Origin of the sequence: Paraburkholderia phenoliruptrix, from assembly GCF_019511605.1 — a bacterium.
GTDB lineage: Bacteria > Pseudomonadota > Gammaproteobacteria > Burkholderiales > Burkholderiaceae > Paraburkholderia > Paraburkholderia phenoliruptrix_A.
This window is the reverse complement of sequence record NZ_JAEUAV010000011.1, coordinates 1-24,261: the sequence shown is the minus strand read 5'-3', so window position 1 is coordinate 24,261 and position 24,261 is coordinate 1. Positions and strand designations below refer to the sequence as shown.

23 protein-coding genes are annotated in these 24,261 nt (G+C 63.6%); 14 read left to right on the top strand and 9 right to left on the bottom strand.

Annotated elements, in window-relative coordinates:
* Positions 1-549 precede the first annotated feature (549 nt).
* The 4 genes from JNB89_RS15845 to JNB89_RS15830 all read right to left on the bottom strand — a co-directional run bounded on the left by JNB89_RS15845 (position 550) and on the right by JNB89_RS15830 (position 4,493).
* Positions 550-2,091: a DUF3443 domain-containing protein gene (locus JNB89_RS15845; protein ID WP_220362865.1), complete on the bottom strand. Its 1,542-nt coding sequence runs from the start codon at positions 2,089-2,091 to the stop codon at positions 550-552.
* Positions 2,092-2,120: 29 nt separating this feature from the next.
* Positions 2,121-2,573, bottom strand: a complete 453-nt coding sequence (locus JNB89_RS15840) for a DUF2844 domain-containing protein (RefSeq protein WP_220362864.1) — start codon at positions 2,571-2,573, stop codon at positions 2,121-2,123.
* Positions 2,574-2,710: 137 nt separating this feature from the next.
* A complete protein-coding gene (locus JNB89_RS15835; protein WP_220362863.1) occupies positions 2,711-4,003 on the bottom strand; it encodes a DUF3443 domain-containing protein in 1,293 nt (430 codons plus the stop codon).
* Positions 4,004-4,031: 28 nt separating this feature from the next.
* A complete protein-coding gene (locus tag JNB89_RS15830; RefSeq protein ID WP_220362862.1) occupies positions 4,032-4,493 on the bottom strand; it encodes a DUF2844 domain-containing protein in 462 nt (153 codons plus the stop codon).
* Between the two features lie 311 nt (positions 4,494-4,804).
* Between JNB89_RS15830 and JNB89_RS15825 the strand changes: the two genes are divergently transcribed.
* Together JNB89_RS15825 and JNB89_RS15820 are read left to right on the top strand one after the other, a co-directional pair.
* On the top strand, positions 4,805-5,641 hold the full coding sequence (locus JNB89_RS15825) for an alpha/beta fold hydrolase (RefSeq protein WP_013338433.1): 837 nt from the start codon (positions 4,805-4,807) through the stop codon (positions 5,639-5,641).
* A 337-nt stretch (positions 5,642-5,978) separates the two neighbouring features.
* Positions 5,979-6,671, top strand: coding sequence for a hypothetical protein (locus JNB89_RS15820; protein ID WP_220362861.1), 693 nt, complete (start codon positions 5,979-5,981; stop codon positions 6,669-6,671).
* A 224-nt stretch (positions 6,672-6,895) separates the two neighbouring features.
* Here the strand turns inward: JNB89_RS15820 and JNB89_RS15815 are convergent, their stop codons facing one another.
* Positions 6,896-7,219: a rhodanese-like domain-containing protein gene (locus JNB89_RS15815; RefSeq protein ID WP_013338436.1), complete on the bottom strand. Its 324-nt coding sequence runs from the start codon at positions 7,217-7,219 to the stop codon at positions 6,896-6,898.
* 61 nt (positions 7,220-7,280) lie between these two features.
* Positions 7,281-7,934 carry a protein-L-isoaspartate O-methyltransferase family protein gene (locus tag JNB89_RS15810; RefSeq protein WP_013338437.1) on the bottom strand — a complete coding sequence of 218 codons (654 nt, stop codon included), beginning with the start codon at positions 7,932-7,934 and terminating at the stop codon, positions 7,281-7,283.
* A gap of 400 nt (positions 7,935-8,334) precedes the next feature.
* Here JNB89_RS15810 and JNB89_RS15805 point away from each other — a divergent pair, with 400 nt between their 5' ends.
* The 6 genes from JNB89_RS15805 to JNB89_RS15780 all read left to right on the top strand — a co-directional run bounded on the left by JNB89_RS15805 (position 8,335) and on the right by JNB89_RS15780 (position 15,248).
* Positions 8,335-9,453, top strand: a complete 1,119-nt coding sequence (locus JNB89_RS15805; protein ID WP_220362860.1) for a LacI family DNA-binding transcriptional regulator — start codon at positions 8,335-8,337, stop codon at positions 9,451-9,453.
* A 3-nt stretch (positions 9,454-9,456) separates the two neighbouring features.
* On the top strand, positions 9,457-10,944 hold the full coding sequence (locus tag JNB89_RS15800; RefSeq protein ID WP_220362859.1) for a sugar ABC transporter ATP-binding protein: 1,488 nt from the start codon (positions 9,457-9,459) through the stop codon (positions 10,942-10,944).
* Entirely contained in the window at positions 10,925-11,938 is a 1,014-nt protein-coding gene (locus tag JNB89_RS15795) for an ABC transporter permease (RefSeq protein WP_220362858.1), read from the top strand. The genes JNB89_RS15800 and JNB89_RS15795 overlap by 20 nt, the downstream gene beginning before the upstream one ends.
* Positions 11,939-12,009: 71 nt before the next feature.
* Complete coding sequence (locus JNB89_RS15790) at positions 12,010-12,972, top strand: substrate-binding domain-containing protein (RefSeq protein WP_220362857.1); 963 nt, start codon at positions 12,010-12,012, stop codon at positions 12,970-12,972.
* Between the two features lie 43 nt (positions 12,973-13,015).
* Positions 13,016-14,065: a sugar phosphate isomerase/epimerase family protein gene (locus JNB89_RS15785; RefSeq protein ID WP_013338442.1), complete on the top strand. Its 1,050-nt coding sequence runs from the start codon at positions 13,016-13,018 to the stop codon at positions 14,063-14,065.
* Between the two features lie 34 nt (positions 14,066-14,099).
* On the top strand, positions 14,100-15,248 hold the full coding sequence (locus JNB89_RS15780) for a Gfo/Idh/MocA family protein (RefSeq protein ID WP_220362856.1): 1,149 nt from the start codon (positions 14,100-14,102) through the stop codon (positions 15,246-15,248).
* A gap of 5 nt (positions 15,249-15,253) precedes the next feature.
* On the opposite strand, the gene JNB89_RS15775 is transcribed toward JNB89_RS15780, so the two are convergent.
* From JNB89_RS15775 to JNB89_RS15765, 3 genes are all read right to left on the bottom strand, one after another.
* Complete coding sequence (locus tag JNB89_RS15775; protein ID WP_013338444.1) at positions 15,254-15,514, bottom strand: hypothetical protein; 261 nt, start codon at positions 15,512-15,514, stop codon at positions 15,254-15,256.
* Between the two features lie 110 nt (positions 15,515-15,624).
* Positions 15,625-16,785 carry an ABC transporter substrate-binding protein gene (locus JNB89_RS15770; RefSeq protein ID WP_013338445.1) on the bottom strand — a complete coding sequence of 387 codons (1,161 nt, stop codon included), beginning with the start codon at positions 16,783-16,785 and terminating at the stop codon, positions 15,625-15,627.
* A gap of 41 nt (positions 16,786-16,826) precedes the next feature.
* On the bottom strand, positions 16,827-17,768 hold the full coding sequence (locus JNB89_RS15765; protein WP_013338446.1) for a CysB family HTH-type transcriptional regulator: 942 nt from the start codon (positions 17,766-17,768) through the stop codon (positions 16,827-16,829).
* Positions 17,769-17,988: 220 nt separating this feature from the next.
* On the opposite strand from JNB89_RS15765, the gene JNB89_RS15760 reads away from it, so the two are divergent.
* The 6 genes from JNB89_RS15760 to cobA form a co-directional block, all read left to right on the top strand.
* The gene (locus JNB89_RS15760) at positions 17,989-19,668 is read left to right on the top strand and encodes a nitrite/sulfite reductase (protein WP_220362855.1); all 1,680 of its coding nucleotides are present in this window, start codon (positions 17,989-17,991) and stop codon (positions 19,666-19,668) included.
* 22 nt (positions 19,669-19,690) lie between these two features.
* Positions 19,691-20,245 (top strand): DUF934 domain-containing protein, encoded by a 555-nt coding sequence (locus tag JNB89_RS15755; RefSeq protein ID WP_220362854.1) that lies wholly within the window; start codon positions 19,691-19,693, stop codon positions 20,243-20,245.
* Entirely contained in the window at positions 20,242-20,994 is a 753-nt protein-coding gene (locus JNB89_RS15750; RefSeq protein ID WP_220362853.1) for a phosphoadenylyl-sulfate reductase, read from the top strand. The genes JNB89_RS15755 and JNB89_RS15750 overlap by 4 nt, the downstream gene beginning before the upstream one ends.
* Before the next feature lie 154 nt (positions 20,995-21,148).
* Positions 21,149-22,111, top strand: coding sequence for a sulfate adenylyltransferase subunit CysD (gene cysD / locus JNB89_RS15745; RefSeq protein ID WP_220362852.1), 963 nt, complete (start codon positions 21,149-21,151; stop codon positions 22,109-22,111).
* Between the two features lie 24 nt (positions 22,112-22,135).
* The gene (locus JNB89_RS15740; RefSeq protein ID WP_220362851.1) at positions 22,136-23,452 is read left to right on the top strand and encodes a sulfate adenylyltransferase subunit 1; all 1,317 of its coding nucleotides are present in this window, start codon (positions 22,136-22,138) and stop codon (positions 23,450-23,452) included.
* Positions 23,453-23,504: 52 nt separating this feature from the next.
* Positions 23,505-24,261, top strand: a 757-nt coding sequence (cobA, locus tag JNB89_RS15735) for a uroporphyrinogen-III C-methyltransferase (RefSeq protein ID WP_220362850.1), incomplete at its 3' end; no start/stop codon positions are given.

The window sequence follows — 24,261 nt, the reverse complement described above, 5'->3', positions numbered from 1 at the left end:
CCGCAGGGCTTGCCCCGCATGACTTGCCGCTTGTGTACTGCAAGGCATATGCCATGTTGATGAGCTGCGCGCATTCGCGCTGACTTGCGCTGTGGCGCGGCTGGGCGCGCGCGGGCCTATGCGCGGTGGCGTACGAAGCTGGTGCACGGCGAAGGCATGCGCCTCGTTCAGGTGCGGCGCGCGCCGCGAGGAGGCGTGAGAGCGCAGGAGCGGGCGTTGTCGGTGCACGCGCGCAGCGGCGTTGTGCATGGCCGGGGAGGGCTGCGCAATGCGGACCGCGGTGCGGCGGAAGCGTCGAAGAGGACGGTGGGGGTGTGAGTGCTGAGGTGTGAGCGCGGACGTGTGAGCGTTGAGATATGAGCGTTGAGGTGGATCGATGAGTGTGGGCGCTGAGGTTTGGGCGCTGAGGTTTCGACGCTCAGGTTTGAGCGGAGGTGTGAGCGATGAGTGTGAGCGCCGAGGCATGAGCGCCGAGGCATGAGCGCCGTAGTGCGCGGCCGGCGTCGCATCACGCCGGCCTCGTTTTATGAAGCGTTGCTCGCGTCTATATCAGAAGGCAATGAACGGCCCGCTTTGCGCTCCCGCTTGTGAGCCGTTCAGCGCGGTGTACACGCTACGGCCGAAGAAGAACGGCAAGCCCCAGATGAAGTACCCCGAGACCGACGTGTACGACGCGACGTTGTCGAAGGCAGCATAGGTACCCGAGAGGAGGTTCGCGGTATTGGCCACCTGGAAAGGCACGGTTGCTGCGGTACCCGCGCCGCTCGTCGACTTGAGGAGCGCCGAAAGGCTCAGCGTAGTTGCGGGTGTATAGCGACCCCAGGCATCGAACGGAATGGCCGTGTCGCCGAAAATGGTGGTGTTCGAGCCGCTGTCGATAGCGCTATTGCCAAACGTGCCGCCCTTGTACGTGGTCGTGAAAAAGCCGTTGCCGTCGAGCGCGATGATGTTGGCGGTAGAAGGCAGCGTGTTGTTCTGCTGCGTTCCAATGCCGAACACGAGCTCGCCCGTCGCGCTTGCCTGACCGCCCGGCTGCAGCGAGGGTAAACGGATGACGGTGCCGTTGTTGTCGGTCGTGAAGTCCGCTACGGGATTCATGACTTGCGTATCGAGCGGCACGCGCGTGTTGGTACACGGCCTCGATGACGAACAGTAGTAGTAGGTTGCCGGCAGCACGAACTGCGCGGCGAGCGGAAAGTCGCGCACCGCTGAGCCAATGCCGATCACACCGTTTGCGCCTAGCTGCGTCACGTTGCCGATGTCGGCGATGCCGCGCGACGCACAATCCGTTGGCGTGGGATTCGCGCCGTCGCTGATGACCTGCACCGGCAAGTTGCCGGCCAGCTTGGTGCCGATGGTCACGTCCGCCCGCTTGACCGAACCCCACGTGTAGCCCGACGCGAAGATCGCGCATTGGGAGATGGGCGCGTTATGCGTGGGGTCGTCGGTGGCGCCTGTCTGCGCCGGCAGGCTGCCTGCCAGCGCGGAGCCGAGCGCACTGGCCAGCACACGCACGCCTGCGGAGCCGGTGTCGAGCAGCATGTGGTCGATGGTCGCGCACTGGTTCGTGCCCTGCACGCCCGGAATGCAGATCTTGACGGTGACGTAGGGCGTGTTGGCGTAGCCGCCTGTCCATCGTTCTATTGTGATGGGGGCTGTGTTTTGGGCCGGTGTTGGAGCCGGGGCAGGAGCCGGGGCTGGAGCTGGAGCTGGAGCCGGAGCCGGAGCCGGAGTCGGAGTCGGAGTCGGAGTCGGAGCCGGAGTCGGCCTCGGGGTTGGAGCCGGAGTCGGCGCTGGAGTCGGCGCTGGAGTCGGCGTCGGTGTGGGTGTCGGTGTCGGCGCTGGAGTAGGGGCCGGTGCAGGAGCCGGAGCCGCCGCCGGAGCCGATGCAGGACTCGCATCCGAAGCGGGCGTCGGGCTCGAGCCAGCCGAAGCCCCGGAAGCCGGAGCCGAAGAATCCGTTTTACTGTTGTTCTGCGTGGCGGCGTTCGCACCGTTCCCGTCGTCGCCGCCGCTGCTACCGCCGCAGCCGGCCAGCCCGACGCTAGCCGTGAGCAAAGCGAAGCAGATTGTCTTGCTGAAAGTATTCATTTTTGTTGTTCGTGATTCGACGTGTGCCGTTACCGGATGTCTTGCGCGCGGACATTCGCAGGCAGAAGCCGCGGCAGGATGGCCTTGCCGAAGAAGTTGCCTGGCCGGCCCATCGACTCGATCTGAAAGTCGTCGCTGCGCTCAATGAACGGACCGGTGCCACGCGGCTTGTCCGCACCCGCCGTCGCCGCGCGATGAAAATAGTTGCCGAGTAGCGCGTTCATATCGGGGCGCACCGGCCCCTGCCAAGCGACGGCAAACACGACGTTGTTGGGAAGCGTGTATTCACGAATCGCGACGCCGCTTACGTCGCGTGTTTCATGCAGTCTGTAGGATGCCGAACCGTTTGGCGTGGTCACTGCCGCCGCCGAGCGCAGCGACGTTTGCGACGGCGCACCGACGCCTGGCGCGCCGCCCAATGCCGCATAAGAAGCCAGCGGCAACATGAGCGCGGCGGCGGACGCGGCCTTTAGAAATGTCATTGGAATGCTCCAGCAAAAAAGGTCGGAGCATGTTGCCAGCGCAGCCGTACCGGAATGTGCGGACAAGGCTGAATGTGTTGGCGGAAATGGACGAAGGAGGCGCGGGGACAAGCGCGCCTCCGTGTCGAGGCAGATGCCTAGAATGCGACGAACGGTCCGCTCTGATTGCCGATCTTCACGTTGCCGATGGCCGTGTAGACATCCCGTCCATAGAAAAACGGCAGACCCCACAGGAACATGCTGTTCTTGCGATTCGCGAAATACGAACCGGCATTGTTGAGCGCATAGCTGCCCGCTAAGCGCAAGGCAAGCGCGTTGCCGACCGAAAACGGCATGTTGACCGGCGTGCCCGCGCCGTTGGTGGACTCCATGATGGCGCTCAGACTGAGCGGCGTGGCAGGCGTGTACCAGTTGTCCGGCGTGGCGGGAATCGTGTCGTCCGGAAAGGCGTACGCGTTCGTGCCGCTGTCGATTGCGCTATGCGTGTAGACCTGGCCTTTGTACTGCGTCGTGAAATTGCCGTATTTGTCGACGGCAAGAACATTCAGACCGGACGGCATTACGTTGTTCTGCTGCGTGCCGATGCCGAACACCAGTTGCCCGGTCACGCTCGCCAGGCCGCCGGCCGGCACGGCGGGCAGGCGGATGATTGCGCCGTTGTTGTCCGTGGCGAACGCGACGACCGGATTCTTCACCTCCTTGCTCGCCAGCATGCGGGTGCTGACGCACGAGTTCTGCGACGGGCAATAGTAGTAGTTGCCGGGAATCGCGGTGGTCACGGCGTCGGCAGAATCGGTGGCGAAATTGTCGATGCCGAGAATGCCGTTCACGCCCGCAAAGCCGCTGCCGCCCATGTCGGCACCGTAGTTCGAGCAGTCGTCCGGCGTCGGATAGGTGCCGTCGGAGTAAACCTGGATGGGAAGGTTGCTCGCGGTCTTGTTGCCGATCATGATGTCCGCGCGCTTGACCGAGCCCCATGTGTAGCCCGCCGCGAACGGCATGCATTCGGCGATGGGTGCGGCGCCGGTCGTGTCGTCGACCGCGCCGACTTGCGTCAGCAGCAACGGCGCCAGCGTGGGAATGGCGCGCGCAGCGATACGCACGCCGGTGGAGCCGGTGTCGACCAGCATGTTGTCCACGGTCACGCATTGCGGCGCGGCCTGTGTACCCGGCACGCACACCTTGATGGACGCCTTCAGCACGTTGACGCTGCCAGGCGAATTGTCCACGGTGATTTGCACCGTGTTGTCGCCGGTGTTGGGCAGCGACGCATTGTCCGACGTGCCCGAGCCGTGCGGCGTCCAGTCCGGCGTGGCGTTCCAGTTGGCCGAATTGCTGCCTTGATTGCCGTTTCCGCCGCCGCCGCACGCGGACAGTGCGAAGACCGCAACGGCGGCCACGAGCGAAAGCGTCTTCTTCAATGTGTTCATAGGTGTTCTCTTCGCGCTGAGCGCCGGTTTAGTCGAGGTCGCCGGGACGCACGCCGGCGGGCACGAGACGCGGCAGCCACGCCATGCCCGAGAAGTTGCCGAGGCGGCCCGTGGACTCGATGCGGAACTCGCCGTTGCCTTCGACCAGCGGCCCGGAGCCGTGCACGCCGGATTGCCCGGCTGCCACGTAATTGCCGAAGTAGCTGCCGAGCAGCGTGCGCATGTCCGGGCGAACCGGCCCGGACCAGGAGACGGCGAACACGACATTGGAAGGCAGTACGTATTCGCGGACGGTGACGCCGTTTGCGTCCACGGACTCGCGTACCGAGTAGGGCGCGGTGCCGGTAGTGGCGCTGGCAGGCTGGCTGCCGGCGGCGGTGGGTGCAGCGGCAGCGGCCACGCCCGGCGCGCCGCCTAGCGCTGCATAGGACGACAGCGGCAACAGCGGCAACAGGCTCGCGGCCAGCATCGCGATCTTGAAAAGTCTCATCACACGGCTCCCAGAATGGACCGAGCATGGTGCCCGTGTGGTATTCGGGAAAACCTGGGAAATTTCGCAATCGAAGAAAAGAAATGTCGCAATAAATTGCGACGCAAGATCAACGGCGAAGGGCGATTGATGGCAAATACGCAACTCTGGTTCTCAAACTCCGCTCTTCCCTAAAGCACAGCACCTCCGTATTCTTCACTCAGCGTTTTCGCAGTTGCTTTGAGCGTTTGCTGCCGCCGCGGTGGCTTTCGTAACATTGGCGCCGGATCATCTAGCCGGCATGCCCGACAACCGAAACAGGAGAAATGACCATGCCGTATGTGACCACGAAGGACAATGTCGAGATTTTCTACAAAGACTGGGGCCCGAAAGACGCGCAGCCCATCGTCTTCCATCATGGCTGGCCGTTGTCTTCCGACGACTGGGACGCGCAGATGCTGTTCTTCGTGCAGAACGGTTATCGTGTGATCGCACACGACCGGCGCGGCCACGGCCGCTCGTCGCAGGTATCGGACGGGCACGACATGGACCACTACGCGGCCGACGCGTTTGCGGTAGTCGAAGCGCTGGATCTGCGCAACGCCGTGCATATCGGCCATTCGACGGGCGGCGGCGAGGTGGCGCGTTATGTCGCAAGGCACGGCGAGCCTGCCGGCCGCGTCGCGAAGGCGGTGCTGGTGAGCGCCGTGCCGCCGCTCATGCTCAAGACCGAGGCGAATCCTGAAGGTCTGCCGCTCGAGGTTTTCGACGGCTTTCGCAAGGCGCTAGCGGACAATCGCGCGCAGTTTTTCGTCGACGTTCCGGCTGGCCCGTTCTACGGTTTCAACCGGCCGGGTGCAACGGTGCACCAGGGTGTGATCCAGAACTGGTGGCGCCAGGGCATGATGGGCAGTGCGAAGGCGCACTATGAAGGCATCAAGGCGTTTTCGGAAACGGACCAGACCGAGGACCTTCGCGCGATTGGCGTGCCGACGCTGGTGCTGCACGGCGAAGACGACCAGATCGTGCCGATCGCCGACTCGGCGCTGAAGTCGGTCAAGCTGCTGAAGAACGGCACGCTGAAAACGTATCCGGGTTTCTCGCACGGCATGTTGACCGTGAATGCCGATGTGCTGAACGCGGATCTGCTTGCGTTCGTCAAGGGGTAAGCGCATGAGAAAGAGCCCGCTGCGCGCGGGCTCTTTGATGGTTTGTACCCGATCCTCGCTGCAAGCGAAGAATCAAGGCGCCGGCGCACACCGAATGGTTGCCCACATGAGCGCTCGCGGCACGCTGTCCGCCATATCGAAATCACGCCACCGTTGATTAAAGTTTGTCAGAAGATTGCCGTTGATCAGTGTGCGATTATCGGTCCTTCAATGGTGCGCATGAGGCGTCTTACGCAGTATTGCCAGAGTCCCGCTCTGGGAAATTGTAGTCGCTAAATAGAGTAAGGCACCGGTAGCTCGCTCCAATTAAAGCAATGATAGTCATACGGGGCTGCCAATGAATTTCAAAAGACTTACTCTCCTGCTGTGTTTTGCCGCCTTGACCGGATGTGCGGCGACGCCTCCCATGTCTCTGACAAAGCAGGAGCAGCAAAACCTCAAAAATGTAGAGGGCACACTGTTTATTCCGCAGAACGGTTTGGCCGTGACGGTCGTGCCGACCAACCCGGGTGCGACCGGACTACTGGGGGCGCTGATCGTGGCCGGAATCGACGCGGCTCGCCGGGCTTCCGCGGAAAAAGACGCGGCTCCCATGTTCGATCAACTGCACGATTACGATTTCAGAACCGTCATGAAGCAGGCTTCGAACGATGCAATTGCCACGCTTCAGGATGTCAAGTTCAGTGCGCCGCTTGACGTGGAAACCGTCAATTCGAGCACGCAGAAAAGAATCGCCTACGACAAATCGTCGGCAAGTGCTGTTCTTTTTGTCGACGTCGGCTATCAGTTGCAATCGGGCAACCTTTATATATCCGCTAATGCGGTGATGTACCCGAAGGCGAGCGCATTGCTGGAATTCAGAAAGAAGCCGAATGACGCCGACCCGTTGGATGCCGGTAATGCGATTTATCGAAAGACATTCAACTTCGGCAAGCAGCACGTTGCTGCCGCTGAAATCAAGGGTGATCTGACAGAAGGGGCGAACAGCATTGCGTCGCAACTGGCGGCCGATCTGAATCACCCGCTCTGATTGACCTCGCCGTGTCGCGCAGACAGAAGAACCGGTCTTGCGCGCTCAACACATTGATGTTGTTACGCACCTCGGCCTGATAGCCGCGCACGTTCGCGTCCAGCGACGTGCGCGCCAGAGACCGCTGCAAGCCCATAAACCAGCCCGCAAACAAGTCCGCAAGCAAGCACCACAGAGCAGACGCCACCAACGGCGCCTGCCCACGCCTGGCCGCCCGCGAAAAATCAGTACGTCGGAACCGACGGATCCACCTGACGCGACCACGCGTCAATCCCGCCTTGCAGATTGAAGACGTTGGTGTGGCCGCGCGACTCGAGGAACATCGCGACCTGGGCGCTGCGCGCGCCGTGATGGCAGATGCAGACGATCTGCGCGTCGTCATCCAGCTCTTCGCTGCGCGCGGGAATTTCGCGCATCGGGATCGACACGATGCCGGGCATCGAAGCCGTCTGGAGTTCCCACGGTTCGCGCACGTCGAGCAGCACGGGAGCCGGGCGCGAGGTGTCGGCGAGCCATTCGGCGAGCGCGGGAGCGGTCAGGTTTTGCATCAGCGGGACTTCCGTTCAATGGACGGCGCGGGCGCGCCGGCCGTTCCGTGAAAAAGGCAGATCAGAACTTGAAGCGCGGCGGCTGCACGGCGTTGACGAGCGGCTCGACATACGTCTCGAACACGTCGGCAATGCGGTACTGCTTTTCGTCGATACGCGTGATGACCTGCGCTTTCATGACCGGCGCCGTGCCGACGAACGCAGCCAGACGGCCGCCAATCTTCAGATGCTCGAGCATTTCCTGCGGCAGCACCGGCAGCCCGCCCGACACGCAGATCACGTCGTACGGAGCGGCGGCGGCCCAGCCGCGTGCGGCGTCGCCCGTTGCGACTTCCACGTTCAGCACGCCGTTGCCGATCAGGTTGGCCTTGGCCAGTTCAGCGAGTTCGGGTTCGATGTCGACGGTCAGCACGTGTTGCGCGCGATGCGCGAGCAGCGCCGCCATATAACCGGAGCCGGCGCCGATTTCCAGCACGCTTTCGTGTTTCTTCACCGCCAGTTCCTGCAGCACGCGCGCTTCGACGCGCGGCGCCAGCATGTGCTGGCCGGCCGGCAGCGGCACTTCGAAGTCGGCGAAAGCCAGTTCGCGGTAAGCGGCGGGGACGAAGTTTTCACGCTTGACGATCGACAGCAGATTCAGCACGTCCTGGTCGAGCACTTCCCAGGGGCGGATCTGCTGTTCGATCATGTTGAAACGCGCTTGCTCGATGTTCATGGTGGATTTGGCGGTTCTGGTTTGGCGAGTGTGGCGATTTTCCTGCTGCGCGAGCGCCCCGGCAGAATGCAGGCAAGCACGCCGCGGCAGCGTAACTGCGGGATTGTACCAAATGGCGCCCGGAGCCCGGGCGAGAGGCGGCAACCGCTGCTGGCCGCGCCTTTCGCCCGCTTCTAGCCCGCTTCTAGCCCGCTTCTAGCCCGCTTCTAGCCGCGCTGCTGGCCGCGTTTTTGCCGCCGTTTGGCTACGCTGCTGGTCGGACTTTTGGCCGCACTTTTGGCCGCGCTCGCGGCTGTCCTGTCAGCGTCGCCCCCGTGTTTATCCCTAGCAATCCGGCCTTGCAGTCCCTTGCGTTTTCGCCCAAGAATGTAATCGATTACATTTTTCGGAAGCCGAGCGCGTGTCCCGTTCCACGTCAAAAGCGAAACCTGCCGCCCCGAGCGCGGCGCCAGTCGAGCCGGCCCCGCAATCGCAGCGTGAGCCGCTCATGGAGACGCAGCCGCTCGCGCATGCCCGGCATGGCACGGAGGGCGTGTCCATTGCCGGCGTCGCGAGGCAGGCGGGCGTGTCGGTCGCCACGGTGTCGCGCGTGCTGAACGCGCACGAGAACGTTCGGCCCGCGACGCGCGACAAGGTGCTAGCCGCCATCGACGCAAGCGGCTACCGCGTGAACGAACTCGCGCGCAACTTGCGCACGGCCGAAAGCCGTCTGCTGCTGACCATGGTGCCCGACTTCGGCAATCCGTTTTACGCGGAGATCGTGCGCGGCATCGACAGCGTCGCGCGTCAGCACGGCTACTTCATGCTGTTGTGCGATACCGGCGCCGACGCGGGCCGCGAGCGCAGTTACTTCGACCTGCTGCGCCGCCGCCGCGCGGACGGCGCGATCTGCCTGGACCCCGCGACGATCCAGCAGGCGCTCGGCGAAGCGTCGAGCGCGCTGCCGTGGGTCGCCTGCTGCGAGTTCGATCCGGCGATGGGCGTGCCGTACGTCGGCATCGACAACTATCGGGCAGCGGGCGACGCCGTGCGGCATTTGCTCGCGCGCGGGCACCAGCGCATAGGCCTCATCAATTCCGACATCGACTATCTGTATGCACGCCAGAGGCAGCAAGGCTATCTCGACGCGCTGACCGAAGCGGGCATCACGCCGCTTCCCGGCTGGCGCATGAACCTCAACAGCCTGGACTACGAAGCGGGCGCCTCGGCCGCCGCCACGCTGATGCTGCCGCCCGATGCGCCCACCGCGATCTTCGCCGTTTCTGACACGCTCGCCACCGGCGTGCTGCACGGCTTGCGCAGCATCGGCAAACGCGTGCCCGATGACGTGGCGGTGATCGGTTTCGACGACATCTCCATCGCGGCGCAAGTCGACCCGCCGCTCACCACGATCGCGCAGCCAATGCGCGAACTCGGCGAGACCGCCGCGCGCCTCTTGCTGCAGCGGCTTGCGAATCCGCTGGCGAACGTGCCTGGCGTGCTGTTGCCGCACCGGCTCGTGATTCGCGGGAGCACCTGAACCATGAGTCTCGCGATCCGTTTCGACGACATCCGCAAAGACTTCGGCCCCGTGCGCGTGCTGCACGGCGTGAGCTTCGACCTCGCGCCAGCGCGCATCTACGGTCTGCTCGGCGAGAACGGCGCGGGCAAGTCGACGCTGATGAAAATTCTCGCGGGCTATGAGACCGCGACCTCCGGCACCGTGCTCATCGACGGCCGAGCCAGGCAGTTCAACGGTTCGCGCGACGCCGAGTCGCAAGGCATCGTGCTGATTCACCAGGAGTTCAATCTCGCCGAGCATCTGACGATTGCGCAGAACATGTACCTCGGCCACGAGAAGCGGCGCGGCTGGTTCGTCGACGATGCCGCGATGCGCGCGGAAGCCGCGCGCTATCTCGCGCAGGTGGGTCTCGACAGGGCGCCCGACACGAAGGTGCGCGAGTTGATCGTCGCCGAAAAACAGATGGTAGAAATTGCCAAAGCGCTGTCGCGCCGCGCGCGGCTGCTCATCATGGACGAGCCGACGGCCACGCTCACGCCTTCCGAAACCGAGCGCCTGTTCACGCTGATGGCGAAGCTGAAGGCGGACGGCGTGACGATCGTGTACATCTCGCACAAGCTCGATGAAGTGGAGCGCATCACCGACGAGGTGATCGTGATGCGCGATGGCCGCTTTGTCGCACGCAACGAAACGGCCGCGCTCGCGCGGCAGCAGATGGCGAACCTGATGGTCGGCCGCGACGTGTCCGACATGTTTCCTGCAAAGATCACCGTGTCCGCGAGCGCGCCGGTTGCGCTCAAAGTAGAAGGGCTGAGTGTGCCGGACTGGGTCGAAGACCTGAGCTTCGAGGTGCGCGCCGGCGAAGTGTTGGGTTTCGCGGGACTCGTCGGCGCGGGCCGCACCGAAGCGTTCGAAGCGATCATCGGCTTGCGCAAACGCACGGCGGGGCGCATTGAAATAGCGGGCCGCAGCGTCGATCTGAAGAGTCCGCGCGACGCCATGCGTCACGGTCTGACCTACCTGAGCGAAGACCGCAAAGGCAAAGGTCTGCACGTGAACCTGAACCTGCAGGACAACCTCACGCTGATGACGCTCGAGCGCTACGCGCGTCCGCTGCTCGATATGAAGGCGGCCCGCGAAGCTTTGAAGAGCGCCGTGAGCGAATTCGGCATTCGCACCGGCGACCTGTCGAACCGCGCGCGCATGCTTTCGGGCGGCAATCAGCAGAAGCTCGCACTCGCCAAGTTCCTACAGCCGGAGCCGGACGTGATCGTGCTCGACGAACCGACGCGCGGCGTAGACGTCGGCGCGAAACGCGATATCTACTTCCTGATTCATCGTCTCGCCGCGCAGGGCCGCGCGGTGATCGTCATTTCATCCGAACTGATCGAGCTGATCGGCTTGTGTCACCGCGTCGCCGTGATGCGCGCGGGGCGCCTGCCGGCCACACTCACGCTCGAACATCTGACCGAAGAGGAGTTGATCGCCCATGCGACCGGCACCCACTGAAGCCGTGCAATCCGGCCGCGCGCTGCGCTTCGCGCATCGTCTGTATGCGCTCGGGCCGTTCGCCGGGCTGATCGCGCTGTGTATCGTCGGCACGCTGCTGAACCCCGATTTCGCCACGCTCGACAACATGATGAACGTGCTCACGCGCACTTCGTTCATCGGCATCATTGCCGTGGGCATGACGTTCGTGATCATTTCGGGCGGCATCGACCTGTCGGTCGGCTCGATGGCCGCGCTGATCGCGGGCAGCATGATCTGGCTGATGAACGCGCTTGCGGCGGGCGTGGGCGGCCATACGTTCGCGCCTCTGACGATCGTCACGCTCGGCATTGTCTTTGCACTCGCGCTGGGCGGACTGTTCGGCTGCGCGCATGGCCTGCTCATCACGAAGGGGCGCATCGAGCCGTTCATCGTCACGCTGGGTACGCTCGGCATTTTTCGCGCGGTGCTCACCTGGCTCGCCGACGGCGGCGCGCTGACGCTCGATAATTCGTTATCCGATCTTTATGGACCGGTCTATTACGCGAGCCTCTTCGGCGTACCCGTGCCGATCTGGGTGTTTCTCGTGACAGCGGCCGGCGGCGCGCTGATTCTCAACCGCACGGCTTTCGGGCGGCACGTGCAGGCCATCGGCTCGAACGAACAGGTCGCGCGTTACGCGGCGATTCGCGTGGACAGCGTGAAGATCGTGACGTATGTGCTGCTTGGCATTTGCGTCGGCGTTGCGACCGTGCTGTACGTGCCGCGTCTCGGTTCGGCGACGCCGACCACCGGGCTGCTGTGGGAGCTCGAGGCGATTGCGTCGGTGGTGGTGGGCGGCACGGCACTGAAGGGCGGTGAAGGGCGCGTGATCGGCACGGTGATCGGCGCGATTCTGTTGTCGGTGATCGCCAACATTCTGAATCTCACCAGCATTATCAGCGTGTATCTGAACGCTGCGGTGCAGGGCGTGGTGATTATCTTCGTCGCGTTCGTGCAGCGCGGACGGCGGTAGGGCAGCGGTTCGAGGTGAAACAAACGAAGAGGCGCAGACGCGCTTCATAACAGCAGATAGGAGACGCAACCATGAAACAGGTCATTCGAGCGATCGGCGCCGGCATGCTGGCGTTGGGCATCTTGAGCAGCGCGGGCATTGCCCGCGCCGACGACAAGGTCACGCTGGGCGTCGCGATTCCCACTGCGGATCACGGCTTCACCGGCGGCATTGTCTGGTGGGCCAACAAGGCAAAGGCCGATCTCGAGAAAGCGCACCCGAACCTCAAGGTGATCGTGAAGACCGCGGCCGGCTCGCCCGAGCAGGCAAACCAGTTGCAGGACCTCGTCACGGTCAACAGGATCAATGCGCTCGTGATCTTTCCGTTCGAATCGGCGTCGCTCACGCAGCCGGTTGCGCAGGTCAAGAAGAAGGGCGTGTATGTGACGGTGGTGGATCGCGGCCTGACCGACACCAGCGCGCAGGACGCCTACGTGGCCGGCGACAACACCGCGTTCGGCAGAATCCCCGCCGAGTATCTGGCCAAGGCGCTCGACGGCAGGGGCGACATCGTCGCACTGCGCGGCATTCCGACCACGCTCGACAACGAACGCTGGAGCGCTTTCACCGGCGTGCTGAAGGCCTATCCGAAGATCAAGATTCTCGACGCCAAGTACGCGAACTGGAACCGCGACGACGCGTTCAAGGTGATGCAGGACTACCTCACGCGCTTCAAGCACATCGACGCCGTGTGGGCCGCCGACGACGACATGGCGGTCGGCGTGCTCAAGGCCATCGACCAGGCAAAGCGCAGCGACATCAAGATCGTGTTCGGCGGCGCGGGCTCCAAGGGCATGGTAAAGAACGTGATGGACGGCGCGCCGCTCACCAAGGCCGACGTGTCGTATTCGCCGAAGTTCATCTACGACGCGATCAAGCTGACGGCCGAAGCGCGCCTCAAAGGCGAGAAGCTGCCGGCGACCACGATCATTCCGTCGGTGCTCATCACGAAGGAAAACGCAAAAGACTTCTATTTTCCGGACTCGCCGTTCTGATCATGAGCCGCGCGGCGCACGCCCTGATTAAAGGAACCATACGATGAGAACCATCAAAGGTCCGGCGATTTTTCTCGCCCAGTTCATGGGCGACGAAGCGCCGTTCGACAATCTCGCGCATCTGGCCAGTTGGGCCGCGAGTCTCGGCTTCAAGGGCATTCAGGTGCCGTGCGACGCGCGCCTGATCGATCTCGAACAGGCCGCGTCGAGCGACGCCTATTGCGACGAACTGCGTGAAACCGTCGACAACGCGGGCGTCGCGATCACCGAACTGTCGACGCATCTGCAAGGGCAGCTCGTGGCCGTGCACCCCGCGTACGACACGCTGTTCGACGGCTTCGCGGCGCCGCACGTGCGCGGCAATCCCGCGGCGCGCACGCAGTGGGCCGTCGAGCAAATGAAGCTCGCGGCGAAAGCGTCGCAACGTCTCGGCCTCGACACGCACGTGTCGTTTTCGGGCGCGCTCGCGTGGCCGTATCTGTACCCGTGGCCGCAGCGTCCCGCGGGTCTCGTCGAAGCCGCATTCGACGAACTGGCGCGCCGCTGGACGCCGATTCTCGACGCGTTCGACGCGGCCGGCGTGAACGTGTGCTACGAACTGCATCCGGGCGAGGATCTGCACGACGGCGTGAGCTTCGAGCGTTTTCTCGCGGGCGTGAAGCATCATCCGCGCGCGAACATCCTCTACGACCCGAGCCATTTCGTGTTGCAGCAGCTCGACTACCTTGCGTTCATCGACATCTATCACGAGCGCATCAAGGCGTTTCATGTGAAAGACGCCGAGTTCCGGCCGAACGGCAAGCAGGGCGTGTACGGCGGCTACAGCGGCTGGGTGGAGCGCGCGGGACGCTTCCGCTCGCTCGGCGACGGGCAGATCGACTTTGGCGCGATCTTCTCGAAGATGGCGCAATACGATTTTCCGGGCTGGGCGGTGCTCGAATGGGAGTGCGCGCTCAAGCATCCGCATGACGGCGCGCGCGAAGGCGCGCAGTTCATTCGCGAGCACATTATCCGCGTGGCCGAACATGCATTCGACGACTTCGCGGGCAGCGGTGTCGATGCGGCGCAACTCAAGCGCGTGCTCGGCATCTGAGCACTCAGGCAGTAAAGGCGAAAGGAGCGGCGCAATGCCATACAGAAGACTCAGACTCGGCATGGTCGGCGGCGGGCAGGGCGCGTTCATCGGCGCGGTGCATCGTCTCGCGGCGCGGCTCGACGACCGCTTTGAACTGGTGGCGGGCGCGCTGTCGTCCGATCCGCAGCGGGCGCGGGCGAGCGCCGCCGAGGCGGGCATCGCGCGCAGCTACGACGACTGGCGCGAGATGGCGCGCGCGGAAGCGGCGCGCGACGACGGTATCGACGCCGTGGCCATCGTGACGCCTAATCATCTGCATGCGCCGGTGGCAACCGCGTTTCTCGAGGCCGGCATTCATGTGGTGTGCGACAAGCCGCTTGCCGTGTCCCTCGCCGAAGGCGAGGCGCTCGCCAAACTCGCGCGCGAGAAAAACCGGCTGTTTGCGCTCACGCATACGTATTCCGGCTATCCGCTCGTGCGCCATGCGCGCGAGATGATCGAAGCAGGCGAGATCGGCCAGATTCGCGTCGTACAGGTCGAATATGCCCAGGACTGGCTTGCCGAACCGGTCGAAAACGGTGGCCTGAACAAGCAGGCGGGCTGGCGCACAGATCCGGCTCTTGCGGGCCCGGCGGGTTGTCTCGGCGACATTGGCACGCATGCGTATCATCTCGCGTCGTTCGTCACGGGCATGACGCCTGTTGCGCTCTCCGCGGAGTTGCATACCTTCGTGCCGGGACGGCGCATCGACGATCATGCGCAAGCCATGCTGCGCTATGCGAACGGCGCGCGCGGCATGCTGTGGGCGAGCCAGGTGGCAAGCGGCGCGGAGAACGCGTTGCGCCTGCGCGTGTACGGAACCCGCGCAAGCCTTGCATTCGATCAGGAGCAGCCGAACGAATTGTGGTTCACGCCGCTTGGCGGGGCCGCACAGCGTTTGACGCGCGCCCGCGTGAGCGGCGCGAGCGCGGCGCACGCGACGCGTGTGCCCGCTGGTCATCCGGAAGGCTATCTGGAGGCGTTCGCGCAGTTGTATAAAGACGCCGCCTTGCAGATCGAGGCGCTGAACGAGGGCCGCGCGCTGCCCGCCGAGAGTCTGTTGCTCACTACCGTGGAAGACGGCGTTGCGGGCCTGCGCTTCATCGACGCGATGCTGGCGAGCAGCGCGGCGGACGGCCAGTGGCGCGAGATCGCGCGGTAACGGTTCTAGCCGCCTTTGCTCTTCCTGATCTGCGCTTCGAACGCAACATCGAGCTTGCTCGCCTTACGGGGCTTTGGCGGACCGTACGCGTCGACGAACTTGACGAAGTCGTCGAGCGTCAGCGGGTCGGAGACCTTCTTGTCCGTGCCGCCCGATTTGTCGACGAGATAGAAGAGGCCGCCTGAGAGACTGATGGCCGCGAACTGCGGATTGCCGCTGCGCGTTTTCAGCCGCTCGACAGCATGAATGGCTCGCGTGGTGCGCATGGTGTGGGACCGCCGTTGGGTTGGAGACTATAACTTTAACAACTTAGCCAGCGCAGCGCGCTTGAAGCGTCGGGCAGGCGCGCCACGCCCGCCCTGCACCTGCACGCCACTCACTGACTCAGATAGACGAACTTGCCGTTCTTGATGATGCCCATCACGCTTGCGCGCTGATCCAGCCCCACGTGATCCTTGGCGCTCGTGTTGACGACGCCGTTCGGCACGACGAGTTCATGCGCGTGTTCGAGTTCGTTGCGCAACGCGACGCGAAAAGCCTGCGTGCCCGGCTGCGCGGCTTTCAGCGCACGTGTCACGGCATCCTGCAGACGCGGATACACGCCCGCTGCATCGCCCGCAAATTGCGTGACACTGCCTGCGCCGTACTTCGCTTCATAGTCGTTTGCAAACGCGAGCGCAGCCTTTTTCGCCGGATGATCCGCCGGCAGCGTGCGCGCGACCACCACCGGCTGCGTCGGGAACAGCGTGCCTTCCACGTCCTTGCCGCCCAGCTTGATGAACTCCGGCGTCGCGATGCCGTGCGTCTGGTAGATCGGGCCTTTGAAACCTCGTTCGATCAACGTGCGCTGCGGCAGCACCGTCGGCGTGCCGGCGCCGGCAATCAGGATAGCGTCCGGCTTCGCAGCCATCAGCTTCAGAATCTGGCCGGTCACGCTCGCGTCCGTGCGGTTATAGCGCTCGGTCGCGACCAACTGGATGTGGCGCAGCGCCGCGAACTTGCTGAACTCGTTGAGCCAGCTTTCGCCGTAGCCGTCCGCGAAACCGATGAAGCCCACCGTCTTCACGTTGTGGTTCGACATGTAGCGCGTCATCACGTCGGCCATTGCGCTGTCGGTCTGCGCCATCTTGTAGGCCCACACCTTCTTGCCTTCCTGCGGCTCGACCACGCTTGCAGAGCCGATCAGCGTGATCATCGGCGTCTGGCTTTCGGCCACCGGATCGAGCGCGGCCATTGCAGCCGGCGTGATGTTGGGGCCGACGATCACGTCCACGTGGTCCTCGTTGATCAGCTTGCGGATGTTGCGCACCGCGGCGCCCGGGTCGGAGGCGTCGTCGAGGAAAATGTAGTCGGCTTTCTGGCCGGCAATCGTGGCCGGCCACATCAGCATGGCGTTCTTGCTGGTAATGCCGATCACGGCGGCCGGGCCGGTGCTCGACAGGTCGATGCCGACCTTGATGTCGGCGTGCGCGGCGGTGGCGAGCAACAGCGCGCCGAGAGCGGCAAGGCCGCGAAGTCTGTTCTTATGCGACGTCATCGTGTGGGTCTCCGTAGCGGAAATTGCGAAGCGGTAGTGAATCAGAGTTCGTAGGTTTCGTGTTCGCCCTTGAGCGCCTGTTCGATCAGCTTGCGGTTCAGGCCCGGCGAGAGCAGCTCGACGAGCGTATACACATAGCCGCGCAGATACGCGCCCTGTTTGAGTGCGATTCGCGTGACGTTGCTGCCGAACAGGTGACCGACGGGCATGGCGCGCAGATGGCGGTCGCGCTCGGTGTTAAAAGCGATATCCGCCATGATGCCGACGCCCAGACCCAGCTCGACGTAGGTCTTGATCACGTCGGCGTCGATTGCCTCCAGCACGATGTCCGGGTGCAGGTTGCGCAGCCGGAACGCTTCGTTGATCTTGCTGCGACCGGCGAAAGCGTTATCGTAGGTGATCAGCGGATATTGGGTCAGATCGTCCAGCGAGAGCAGCTTGCGCTCGAGCAGAGGATGATCCGGCTGCATCACGGCGACGTGGTGCCACTGAAAGCACGGCAGCGAGACCAGTTCCTTATAGTTGGAAATGGCCTCGGTCGCGATGGCCAGGTCCGCCTGGTCGTGCAGCACCATCTCGGCCACTTGCGTGGGACTGCCTTGAAGGATCGAAAGGTGCACCTTGGGAAAGCGCTTCTTGAACTCGGCGATGGCGGCCGGCAGCGAATAGCGCGCCTGCGTGTGAGTGGCGGCAATCACGAGGTTGCCCTGGTCTTGCGCCGCGTAGTCTTTGCCGACCCGCTTGAGGCTCTCCACTTCCTGCAGAATCCGCTCGACCGACTGCAGAATGATCCGCCCCGGTTCGGTGAGCGAACGCACCCGCTTACCGTGGCGGGTGAAGATTTCCACGCCCAGCTCGTCCTCCAGTTCGATGATCGCCTTCGAAACGCCGGGCTGGCTCGTATACAGCGCCTTGGCCGCTTCGGTCAGATTGAAGTTCTGCCGCACAGCCTCGCGCACGAAGCGGAACTGATGCAGGTTCATATATAACCTCTCCGCATATCAAAAGAATTTTTTAGTCGTTTGAAATATAAGGCGAGTTTATTACGATCTGTCCATCTTTTTCAATATGGATATCTGTATTTGTTATAAGCAAATGAGGGATAGGTCTAAACCCTGACTCGCAGATGCTGACAAACACGGACGTTCAGAGCGCGGCGGGTCCGGACCGTCGTGGGTAACGCAAAAAAATTGGGGTCCCCGAATGTACCAATACGATCAGTACGACCAGACCATCGTCGATGAACGGGTCGCGCAGTACGCCGATCAAGTTCGCCGCCGCTTGTCGGGCGAATTGAGCGAAGAGGAGTTCCGTCCGCTGCGCCTGCAGAATGGCCTGTACTACCAGCGCCATGCGTACATGCACCGCATTGCGATTCCCTACGGCAACCTGCGCAGCGACCAGTTGCGCATGCTCGCGACCATCGCGCGCGAGCACGACCGCGGCTACGGCCATTTCTCCACGCGCTCGAACATCCAGTTCAACTGGATCAAGCTGGAGGAAACGCCGGAGATTCTGCGCAAGCTCGCGTCGGTGCAGATGCACGCTATTCAGACCTCGGGCAATTGCATCCGCAACATTACCGCCGATCAGTTCGCGGGCGTCGCGCCTGACGAATTCGTCGACCCGCGTCCGTGGGCGGAAATTCTGCGTCAATGGTCGACGTTCCACCCCGAGTTCCTGTGGCTGCCGCGCAAGTTCAAGATTGCCGTATCCGGCTCGCAGGAAGACCGTGCAGCCGTGCAGATCCACGACATGGGCGTGTATGTGAAGCGCAACGCGCAAGGCGAGCTGGTGGTCGACATTCTGGCGGGCGGGGGTCTCGGCCGCACGCCGATTGTCGGCGCGGTGATCCGCCGCGACCTGCCGTGGCAACACCTGCTGACCTACAGCGAAGCCGTGCTGCGCGTGTATAACCGCTACGGCCGCCGCGACAACATGTACAAGGCGCGCATCAAGATTCTCGTGAAGGCATTGTCGCCGGAGAAGTTCGCCGCACAGGTCGAAGAAGAGTGGCAGCACCTGAAGGACGGCCCTTCGACGCTCACGCAGGCCGAACTCGACCGCGTGTCGCAATACTTCCAGCCGCCGGTGTACGAGAAGCTCGCCGACACGGACGCTTCGTTCGAAAAGCATCTGCTGGAAAATCGCGCGTTCGCGCGCTGGGTGGAGCGCAACGTGCGTCCGCACAAGGTTTCGGGCTACGCGGCGGTCACGCTCTCGCTGAAGAACGGCCTCGTGGCGCCGGGCGACGCAACGGATGCGCAAATGGAAGCCGTCGCGGATTGGGCCGACGAGTATTCGTTCGGCGAGATTCGCGTGTCGCACGAACAGAACCTGATTCTCGCGAACGTCAAGAAGCGCGACCTGTTCGCGCTGTGGGAAAAGGCGAAGACGCAAGGCTTTGCAACGCCGAATATCGGCTTGTTGACCGACATCATCGCGTGCCCGGGCGGCGATTTCTGCTCGCTTGCGAATGCCAAGTCGATTCCGATTGCGCTTGCCATCCAGCAACGCTTCGAAGACCTCGATTTCGTGTATGACCTCGGCGACGTGTCGCTGAACATCTCGGGCTGCATCAACGCCTGCGGTCATCACCATGTCGGCAACATCGGCATTCTGGGCGTCGATAAGGATGGCTCGGAGTGGTATCAGGTGACGCTTGGCGGCGAACAGGGCACGGGCGCGACGGGTGCGCACCTCGGCCGTGTGATCGGCCCGTCGTTCTCGGCGGAAGAAATGCCGGACGTGATCAGCAAGGTGATCGACACGTTCGTCGAGCACCGCGACGAAGGCGAGCGTTTCATCGATACGTACAACCGCATCGGCATTGCCCCGTTCAAGGAACGCGTGTACGCGTCGCGTCAACCGGCTCACGCGTAAGCGCGCAAAGGATACAGACCAGATGGCTTCTATCATCAAGAACCGCGCGATCGTCAACGACGACTGGACGCTCGTGTGCCCGGCCGAAGACGGCTCGCTGCCCGCGGTCAACGAACTGCCGGCCGGCAAGGTGCTGGTGCCGCTCGCGTTGTGGCAAGCAGAGCGCGACGCGCTCGCTGCTTCGCGCGGCGCGGCCGAACTTGGCGTGTGGCTCGCGCCGGACAGCGAACCGGCGGACATTGCCGGCGATTTCGACAAGGTCGCGCTGATCGCGGTGGACTTCCCGGTGTTTCGCGACGGCCGCGGCTACAGCATTGCCCGCCTGTTGCGCGAGCGTTACGGTTACAAGGGCGAGCTGCGCGCCATTGGCGACGTGCTGCGCGACCAGGTGCGCCTGATGCTGCGCTGCGGCTTCGACGCATTCGCGGTGCGCGCCGACAAGGACATCGCCGACGCAATCAAGGCATTCGACGACTTCACCGTGCAGTACCAGGGTGCATTCGACGAACCGGCGCCGCTGTTTCGCCGCCGCGCGGCTCTGTCGGCTTCGTCGGCTTCCGTAAAGGCCACGGCATGAGCGCCGCCCCGTCGCAAACGCTGACGCCGGAGCTTGCCGCGAAGGTGGAACGCCTGAACGCGCTGCTCGATTCGATCGCCGCGCGCCACGTGAACGTGAAACTCGCGAGCAGCCTCGCGGCCGAAGACATGCTGCTCACGCACGCGATCCTGTCGCGTGGTGTGAAGATCGGCATCTTCTCGCTGAACACCGGCCGTTTGCACGCCGAGACGCTCGGCATGCTCGATCGCGTGAAAGAGCGTTATGGCTACGAGATCGAGCAGTTTCATCCGCAGGCTGCCGCTGTCGACGAATACGTTGCTTCGCACGGTCTGAATGCGTTTTACGAAAGTGTCGATCTGCGCAAGCGCTGCTGCGAGATCCGCAAGGTCGAGCCGCTCAACCGCGCATTGTCGAATGTGAGCGCGTGGGTGACGGGGCAGCGCCGCGAGCAGTCGGTGACGCGTGCCGAACTGCACGAGGAAGAACACGACGCCGCCCGCAAGATCGCGAAGTTCAATCCGCTCACGGACTGGACCGAAGCCGAAGTGTGGGATTACCTGAAAGCGTTCGACGTGCCGGTCAATCCGTTGCATGCGCGCGGTTATCCGAGCATCGGCTGCGAGCCTTGCACACGCGCGGTGCGCCCCGGCGAAGACAGCCGCGCGGGCCGCTGGTGGTGGGAGTCGCGCGACACGAAGGAATGCGGGCTGCACATCACGACGATCACGCCGGTTGCCGTGGACCGCAGCGAGAACGCGCCGGCTTGAAGCAGGTCTGGTTTGTGCGGCCTCGGGTGCAGAAGGTTCGGCCCGGCGACTTGCCTTTGCGACTTCACCCCGCACATACCGGATCACTGAGCGAATTGAATCACTCAGCTTCGACGAGCAACCTCGTCGGGGCGAATCAACGAAGGACCCAAACATGAGCACCACGCTCGATTCCACTGTCAACGCTCCGCTTGCCAACACGGCCAACCGGATGGATCACCTCGATTGGCTCGAAGCCGAGTCGATTCATATCCTGCGCGAACTGGTCGCCGAGTGCAGCAGGCCGGCGCTGCTGTTTTCGGGCGGCAAGGATTCGGTCGTCGTGCTCGCGCTTGCGCTAAAGGCGTTCGGCATTGGCGCGAATCGCAAGACCGTGCTGCCGTTCCCGCTCGTGCACATCGACACCGGCCACAACTACGACGAAGTGATCGACTTCCGCGACCGCCGCGCGAAAGAAATCGGCGCGCAACTGGTGGTTGGGCACGTTGAAGACTCGATCAAGCGCGGCACCGTGCGCCTGCGCCGCGAAACGGATTCGCGCAACGCCGCGCAGGCGGTGACGCTGCTCGAAACCATCGAACAGCACGGCTATACCGCGCTGATCGGCGGCGCGCGCCGCGACGAAGAAAAGGCTCGCGCGAAAGAGCGCATCTTCTCGTTTCGCGACGAGTTCGGCCAGTGGGACCCGAAAGCGCAGCGCCCGGAACTGTGGAGCCTGTACAACGCGCGTCTGCACAACGGTGAGCATCTGCGCGTGTTCCCGATCTCGAACTGGACCGAACTCGACGTGTGGCAATACATTGCGCGCGAAAAGCTCGAACTGCCGTCGATCTACTACGCGCACCAGCGCGAGATCGTGCGCCGCAACGGCCTGCTCGTGCCGGTCACGCCGCTTACGCCGATGCGCGAAGGCGAAGTGAGCGAAACCGCAGTAGTGCGCTTTCGCACGGTCGGCGACATCAGCTGCACCTGCCCGGTGGAAAGCGATGCCGACGACCTCGAGAAGATCATCGCCGAAACGGCCGTGACCGAAATCACGGAGCGCGGCGCGACGCGCATGGACGATCAGGTCTCCGAAGCCGCGATGGAACAGCGCAAGAAGCAAGGTTATTTCTAAGCACGCCGACAAGGACAGAACATCATGAGCAGCATTCACCAGCCAGAAGACCTCGGCGTGCTTCGCTTCATTACCGCGGGCAGCGTGGACGACGGCAAGAGCACGTTGATCGGCCGCCTGCTGTACGACAGCAAGGCTGTGCTCTCCGACCAGTTGTCGGCGCTGTCGCGCGCGAAGAACAAGCGCACCGTGGGCGACGAAATCGACCTCGCGCTGTTGACCGACGGCCTTGAGGCCGAACGCGAGCAGGGCATTACGATCGACGTCGCGTATCGCTACTTCGCGACGGCCAAGCGCAAGTTCATCATTGCCGATACGCCGGGACACGAGCAGTACACGCGCAACATGGTGACGGGCGCGTCGACCGCGCACGCCGCGATCATTCTGGTCGACGCGACGCGTGTGACGTTCGTCGACGGCGTCGCGCAACTGTTGCCGCAGACCAAGCGTCATAGCGCGATCGTCAAGCTGCTCGGCTTGCAGCATGTGATTGTCGCGATCAACAAGATGGACCTGGTCGATTACAGCGAGACGCGCTTCAACGAGATTCGCGACGCGTATGTCGAACTCGCGCGCCAACTCGGCCTCTCCGACGTGCGCTTCGTGCCGGTGTCGGCGCTCAAGGGCGACAACATCGTGACCGCGAGCGAGCGCATGCCGTGGTATGCGGGCGAGCCGCTGCTCGATCTGCTCGAAGCATTGCCGGTGGAAGTGGCGACGGGTCAGGCGCTGCGCTTTCCGGTGCAGTGGGTTGCGCGCCAGGACGGCAGCCAGGCAGACGACTTCCGCGGCTACATGGGCCGCGTAGAGGCGGGCGAAGTGAAGGTGGGCGACACCATCGTCGTGCTGCCCGCCAATCGCGAAGCCACGGTTGCCGAGATCATCGCGCCGGTGGTGGGCGGCACGGCCGCGGTGGACCGTGCGTTCGCCGGCCAGACCGTGACCATCCGTCTCGCTGAAGACGTCGACGTGTCGCGCGGCGATACGTTCGTGCTGCGCGAAGCGGCGCCGGAACCCGCGAAAAAGCTCGAAGCCGACCTGTGCTGGTTCGACGACACGCCGCTTTCGACGCAGCGCAAGTATCTGCTGAAGCAGACCACCAACACTGTGTTTGCGCGCATCGGCTCCATCAAGGAAGTGCTCGACGTGCATACGCTGTCGCATTCGACCGATCGCCGCGAACTGGCGATGAACGACATCGGACGCGTGGCGCTGACGCTGCAGAAACCGCTGGTGTGCGACGTGTACGACTCGCATCAGGGCACGGGCGCGTTCGTGCTGATCGACGAGGCGACGCATCACACGGTTGCGGCCGGCATGATTCGCGCGTTTTCGGCGTAAGCGGTTTGCGCTGCCGCGCACCGCTCGCGCACTGACGAACAGGCTGAAGCAAATGGGTAAGGTTTATCTGATCGGCGCGGGACCAGGTGCCGCCGACCTGATCACGGTGCGCGGTGCACGGCTTCTCGCGACCGCCGACGTGGTGCTGCACGACGCGCTGGTCGAGCCCGCGATGCTGGACTACGCGCCGTCCCACGCGCGGCGCATTGCGGTGGGCAAGCGCTGCGGACGACTGTCCACGGCGCAGCAGTTCATCAACAAGCAGATCGTGGACGCGGCTCTCGAACACGAAGTGGTGGTGCGCCTGAAGGGCGGCGACCCGATGCTGTTCGGTCGCGCCGATGAAGAGATGCGCGCGCTCGAGGCGGCCGGCATCCACTATGAAGTGGTGCCTGGCATCACGGCTGCGCTTGCCAGCGCCGCTTCGCTGAAGCGGTCGTTGACGCTGCGCGGCGTATCGCGCAGCGTGGCATTGGCAACGTTCAGCCGCGCGCCCGGATCGGACGAAATTCGCGAGCAGGTGAATGCCGATTCACTCGTGTTTTACATGGGCCGTGACAGCGGTGTCGAGATTGCGCAACAGTTGATCGCCGCGGGCAAGCCGGCGTCGACGCCTGTGGCGATTGTCGAGGCTTGCAGCACCGAGCGCGAGCGCATGCTGACGTTGACGCTTGAAGAGCTCGCCGCTGGGGAGGCTCAGCAATGGGTGGATGCTTCGCAGCCTAGTCTGTTGATGATTGGCGAGGCGTTTGCCGCGCGCGAGCGCGTGCAGGATGCGGCGCGGCGTGTGGGTGGCGGGGTGTTGGTGG

What these genes read in the sequence shown, in the direction of transcription:
- JNB89_RS15845 (WP_220362865.1), bottom strand. Translation starts at nt 2,091, where the DNA reads ATGAATACTTTCAGCAAGACAATCTGCTTCGCTTTGCTCACGGCTAGC.
- JNB89_RS15840 (WP_220362864.1), bottom strand. Translation starts at nt 2,573, where the DNA reads ATGACATTTCTAAAGGCCGCGTCCGCCGCCGCGCTCATGTTGCCGCTG.
- JNB89_RS15835 (WP_220362863.1), bottom strand. Translation starts at nt 4,003, where the DNA reads ATGAACACATTGAAGAAGACGCTTTCGCTCGTGGCCGCCGTTGCGGTC.
- JNB89_RS15830 (WP_220362862.1), bottom strand. Translation starts at nt 4,493, where the DNA reads ATGAGACTTTTCAAGATCGCGATGCTGGCCGCGAGCCTGTTGCCGCTG.
- JNB89_RS15825 (WP_013338433.1), top strand. Translation starts at nt 4,805, where the DNA reads ATGCCGTATGTGACCACGAAGGACAATGTCGAGATTTTCTACAAAGAC.
- JNB89_RS15820 (WP_220362861.1), top strand. Translation starts at nt 5,979, where the DNA reads ATGAATTTCAAAAGACTTACTCTCCTGCTGTGTTTTGCCGCCTTGACC.
- JNB89_RS15815 (WP_013338436.1), bottom strand. Translation starts at nt 7,219, where the DNA reads ATGCAAAACCTGACCGCTCCCGCGCTCGCCGAATGGCTCGCCGACACC.
- JNB89_RS15810 (WP_013338437.1), bottom strand. Translation starts at nt 7,934, where the DNA reads ATGAACATCGAGCAAGCGCGTTTCAACATGATCGAACAGCAGATCCGC.
- JNB89_RS15800 (WP_220362859.1), top strand. Translation starts at nt 9,457, where the DNA reads ATGAGTCTCGCGATCCGTTTCGACGACATCCGCAAAGACTTCGGCCCC.
- JNB89_RS15795 (WP_220362858.1), top strand. Translation starts at nt 10,925, where the DNA reads ATGCGACCGGCACCCACTGAAGCCGTGCAATCCGGCCGCGCGCTGCGC.
- JNB89_RS15790 (WP_220362857.1), top strand. Translation starts at nt 12,010, where the DNA reads ATGAAACAGGTCATTCGAGCGATCGGCGCCGGCATGCTGGCGTTGGGC.
- JNB89_RS15785 (WP_013338442.1), top strand. Translation starts at nt 13,016, where the DNA reads ATGAGAACCATCAAAGGTCCGGCGATTTTTCTCGCCCAGTTCATGGGC.
- JNB89_RS15780 (WP_220362856.1), top strand. Translation starts at nt 14,100, where the DNA reads ATGCCATACAGAAGACTCAGACTCGGCATGGTCGGCGGCGGGCAGGGC.
- JNB89_RS15775 (WP_013338444.1), bottom strand. Translation starts at nt 15,514, where the DNA reads ATGCGCACCACGCGAGCCATTCATGCTGTCGAGCGGCTGAAAACGCGC.
- JNB89_RS15770 (WP_013338445.1), bottom strand. Translation starts at nt 16,785, where the DNA reads ATGACGTCGCATAAGAACAGACTTCGCGGCCTTGCCGCTCTCGGCGCG.
- JNB89_RS15765 (WP_013338446.1), bottom strand. Translation starts at nt 17,768, where the DNA reads ATGAACCTGCATCAGTTCCGCTTCGTGCGCGAGGCTGTGCGGCAGAAC.
- JNB89_RS15760 (WP_220362855.1), top strand. Translation starts at nt 17,989, where the DNA reads ATGTACCAATACGATCAGTACGACCAGACCATCGTCGATGAACGGGTC.
- JNB89_RS15755 (WP_220362854.1), top strand. Translation starts at nt 19,691, where the DNA reads ATGGCTTCTATCATCAAGAACCGCGCGATCGTCAACGACGACTGGACG.
- JNB89_RS15750 (WP_220362853.1), top strand. Translation starts at nt 20,242, where the DNA reads ATGAGCGCCGCCCCGTCGCAAACGCTGACGCCGGAGCTTGCCGCGAAG.
- cysD (WP_220362852.1), top strand. Translation starts at nt 21,149, where the DNA reads ATGAGCACCACGCTCGATTCCACTGTCAACGCTCCGCTTGCCAACACG.
- JNB89_RS15740 (WP_220362851.1), top strand. Translation starts at nt 22,136, where the DNA reads ATGAGCAGCATTCACCAGCCAGAAGACCTCGGCGTGCTTCGCTTCATT.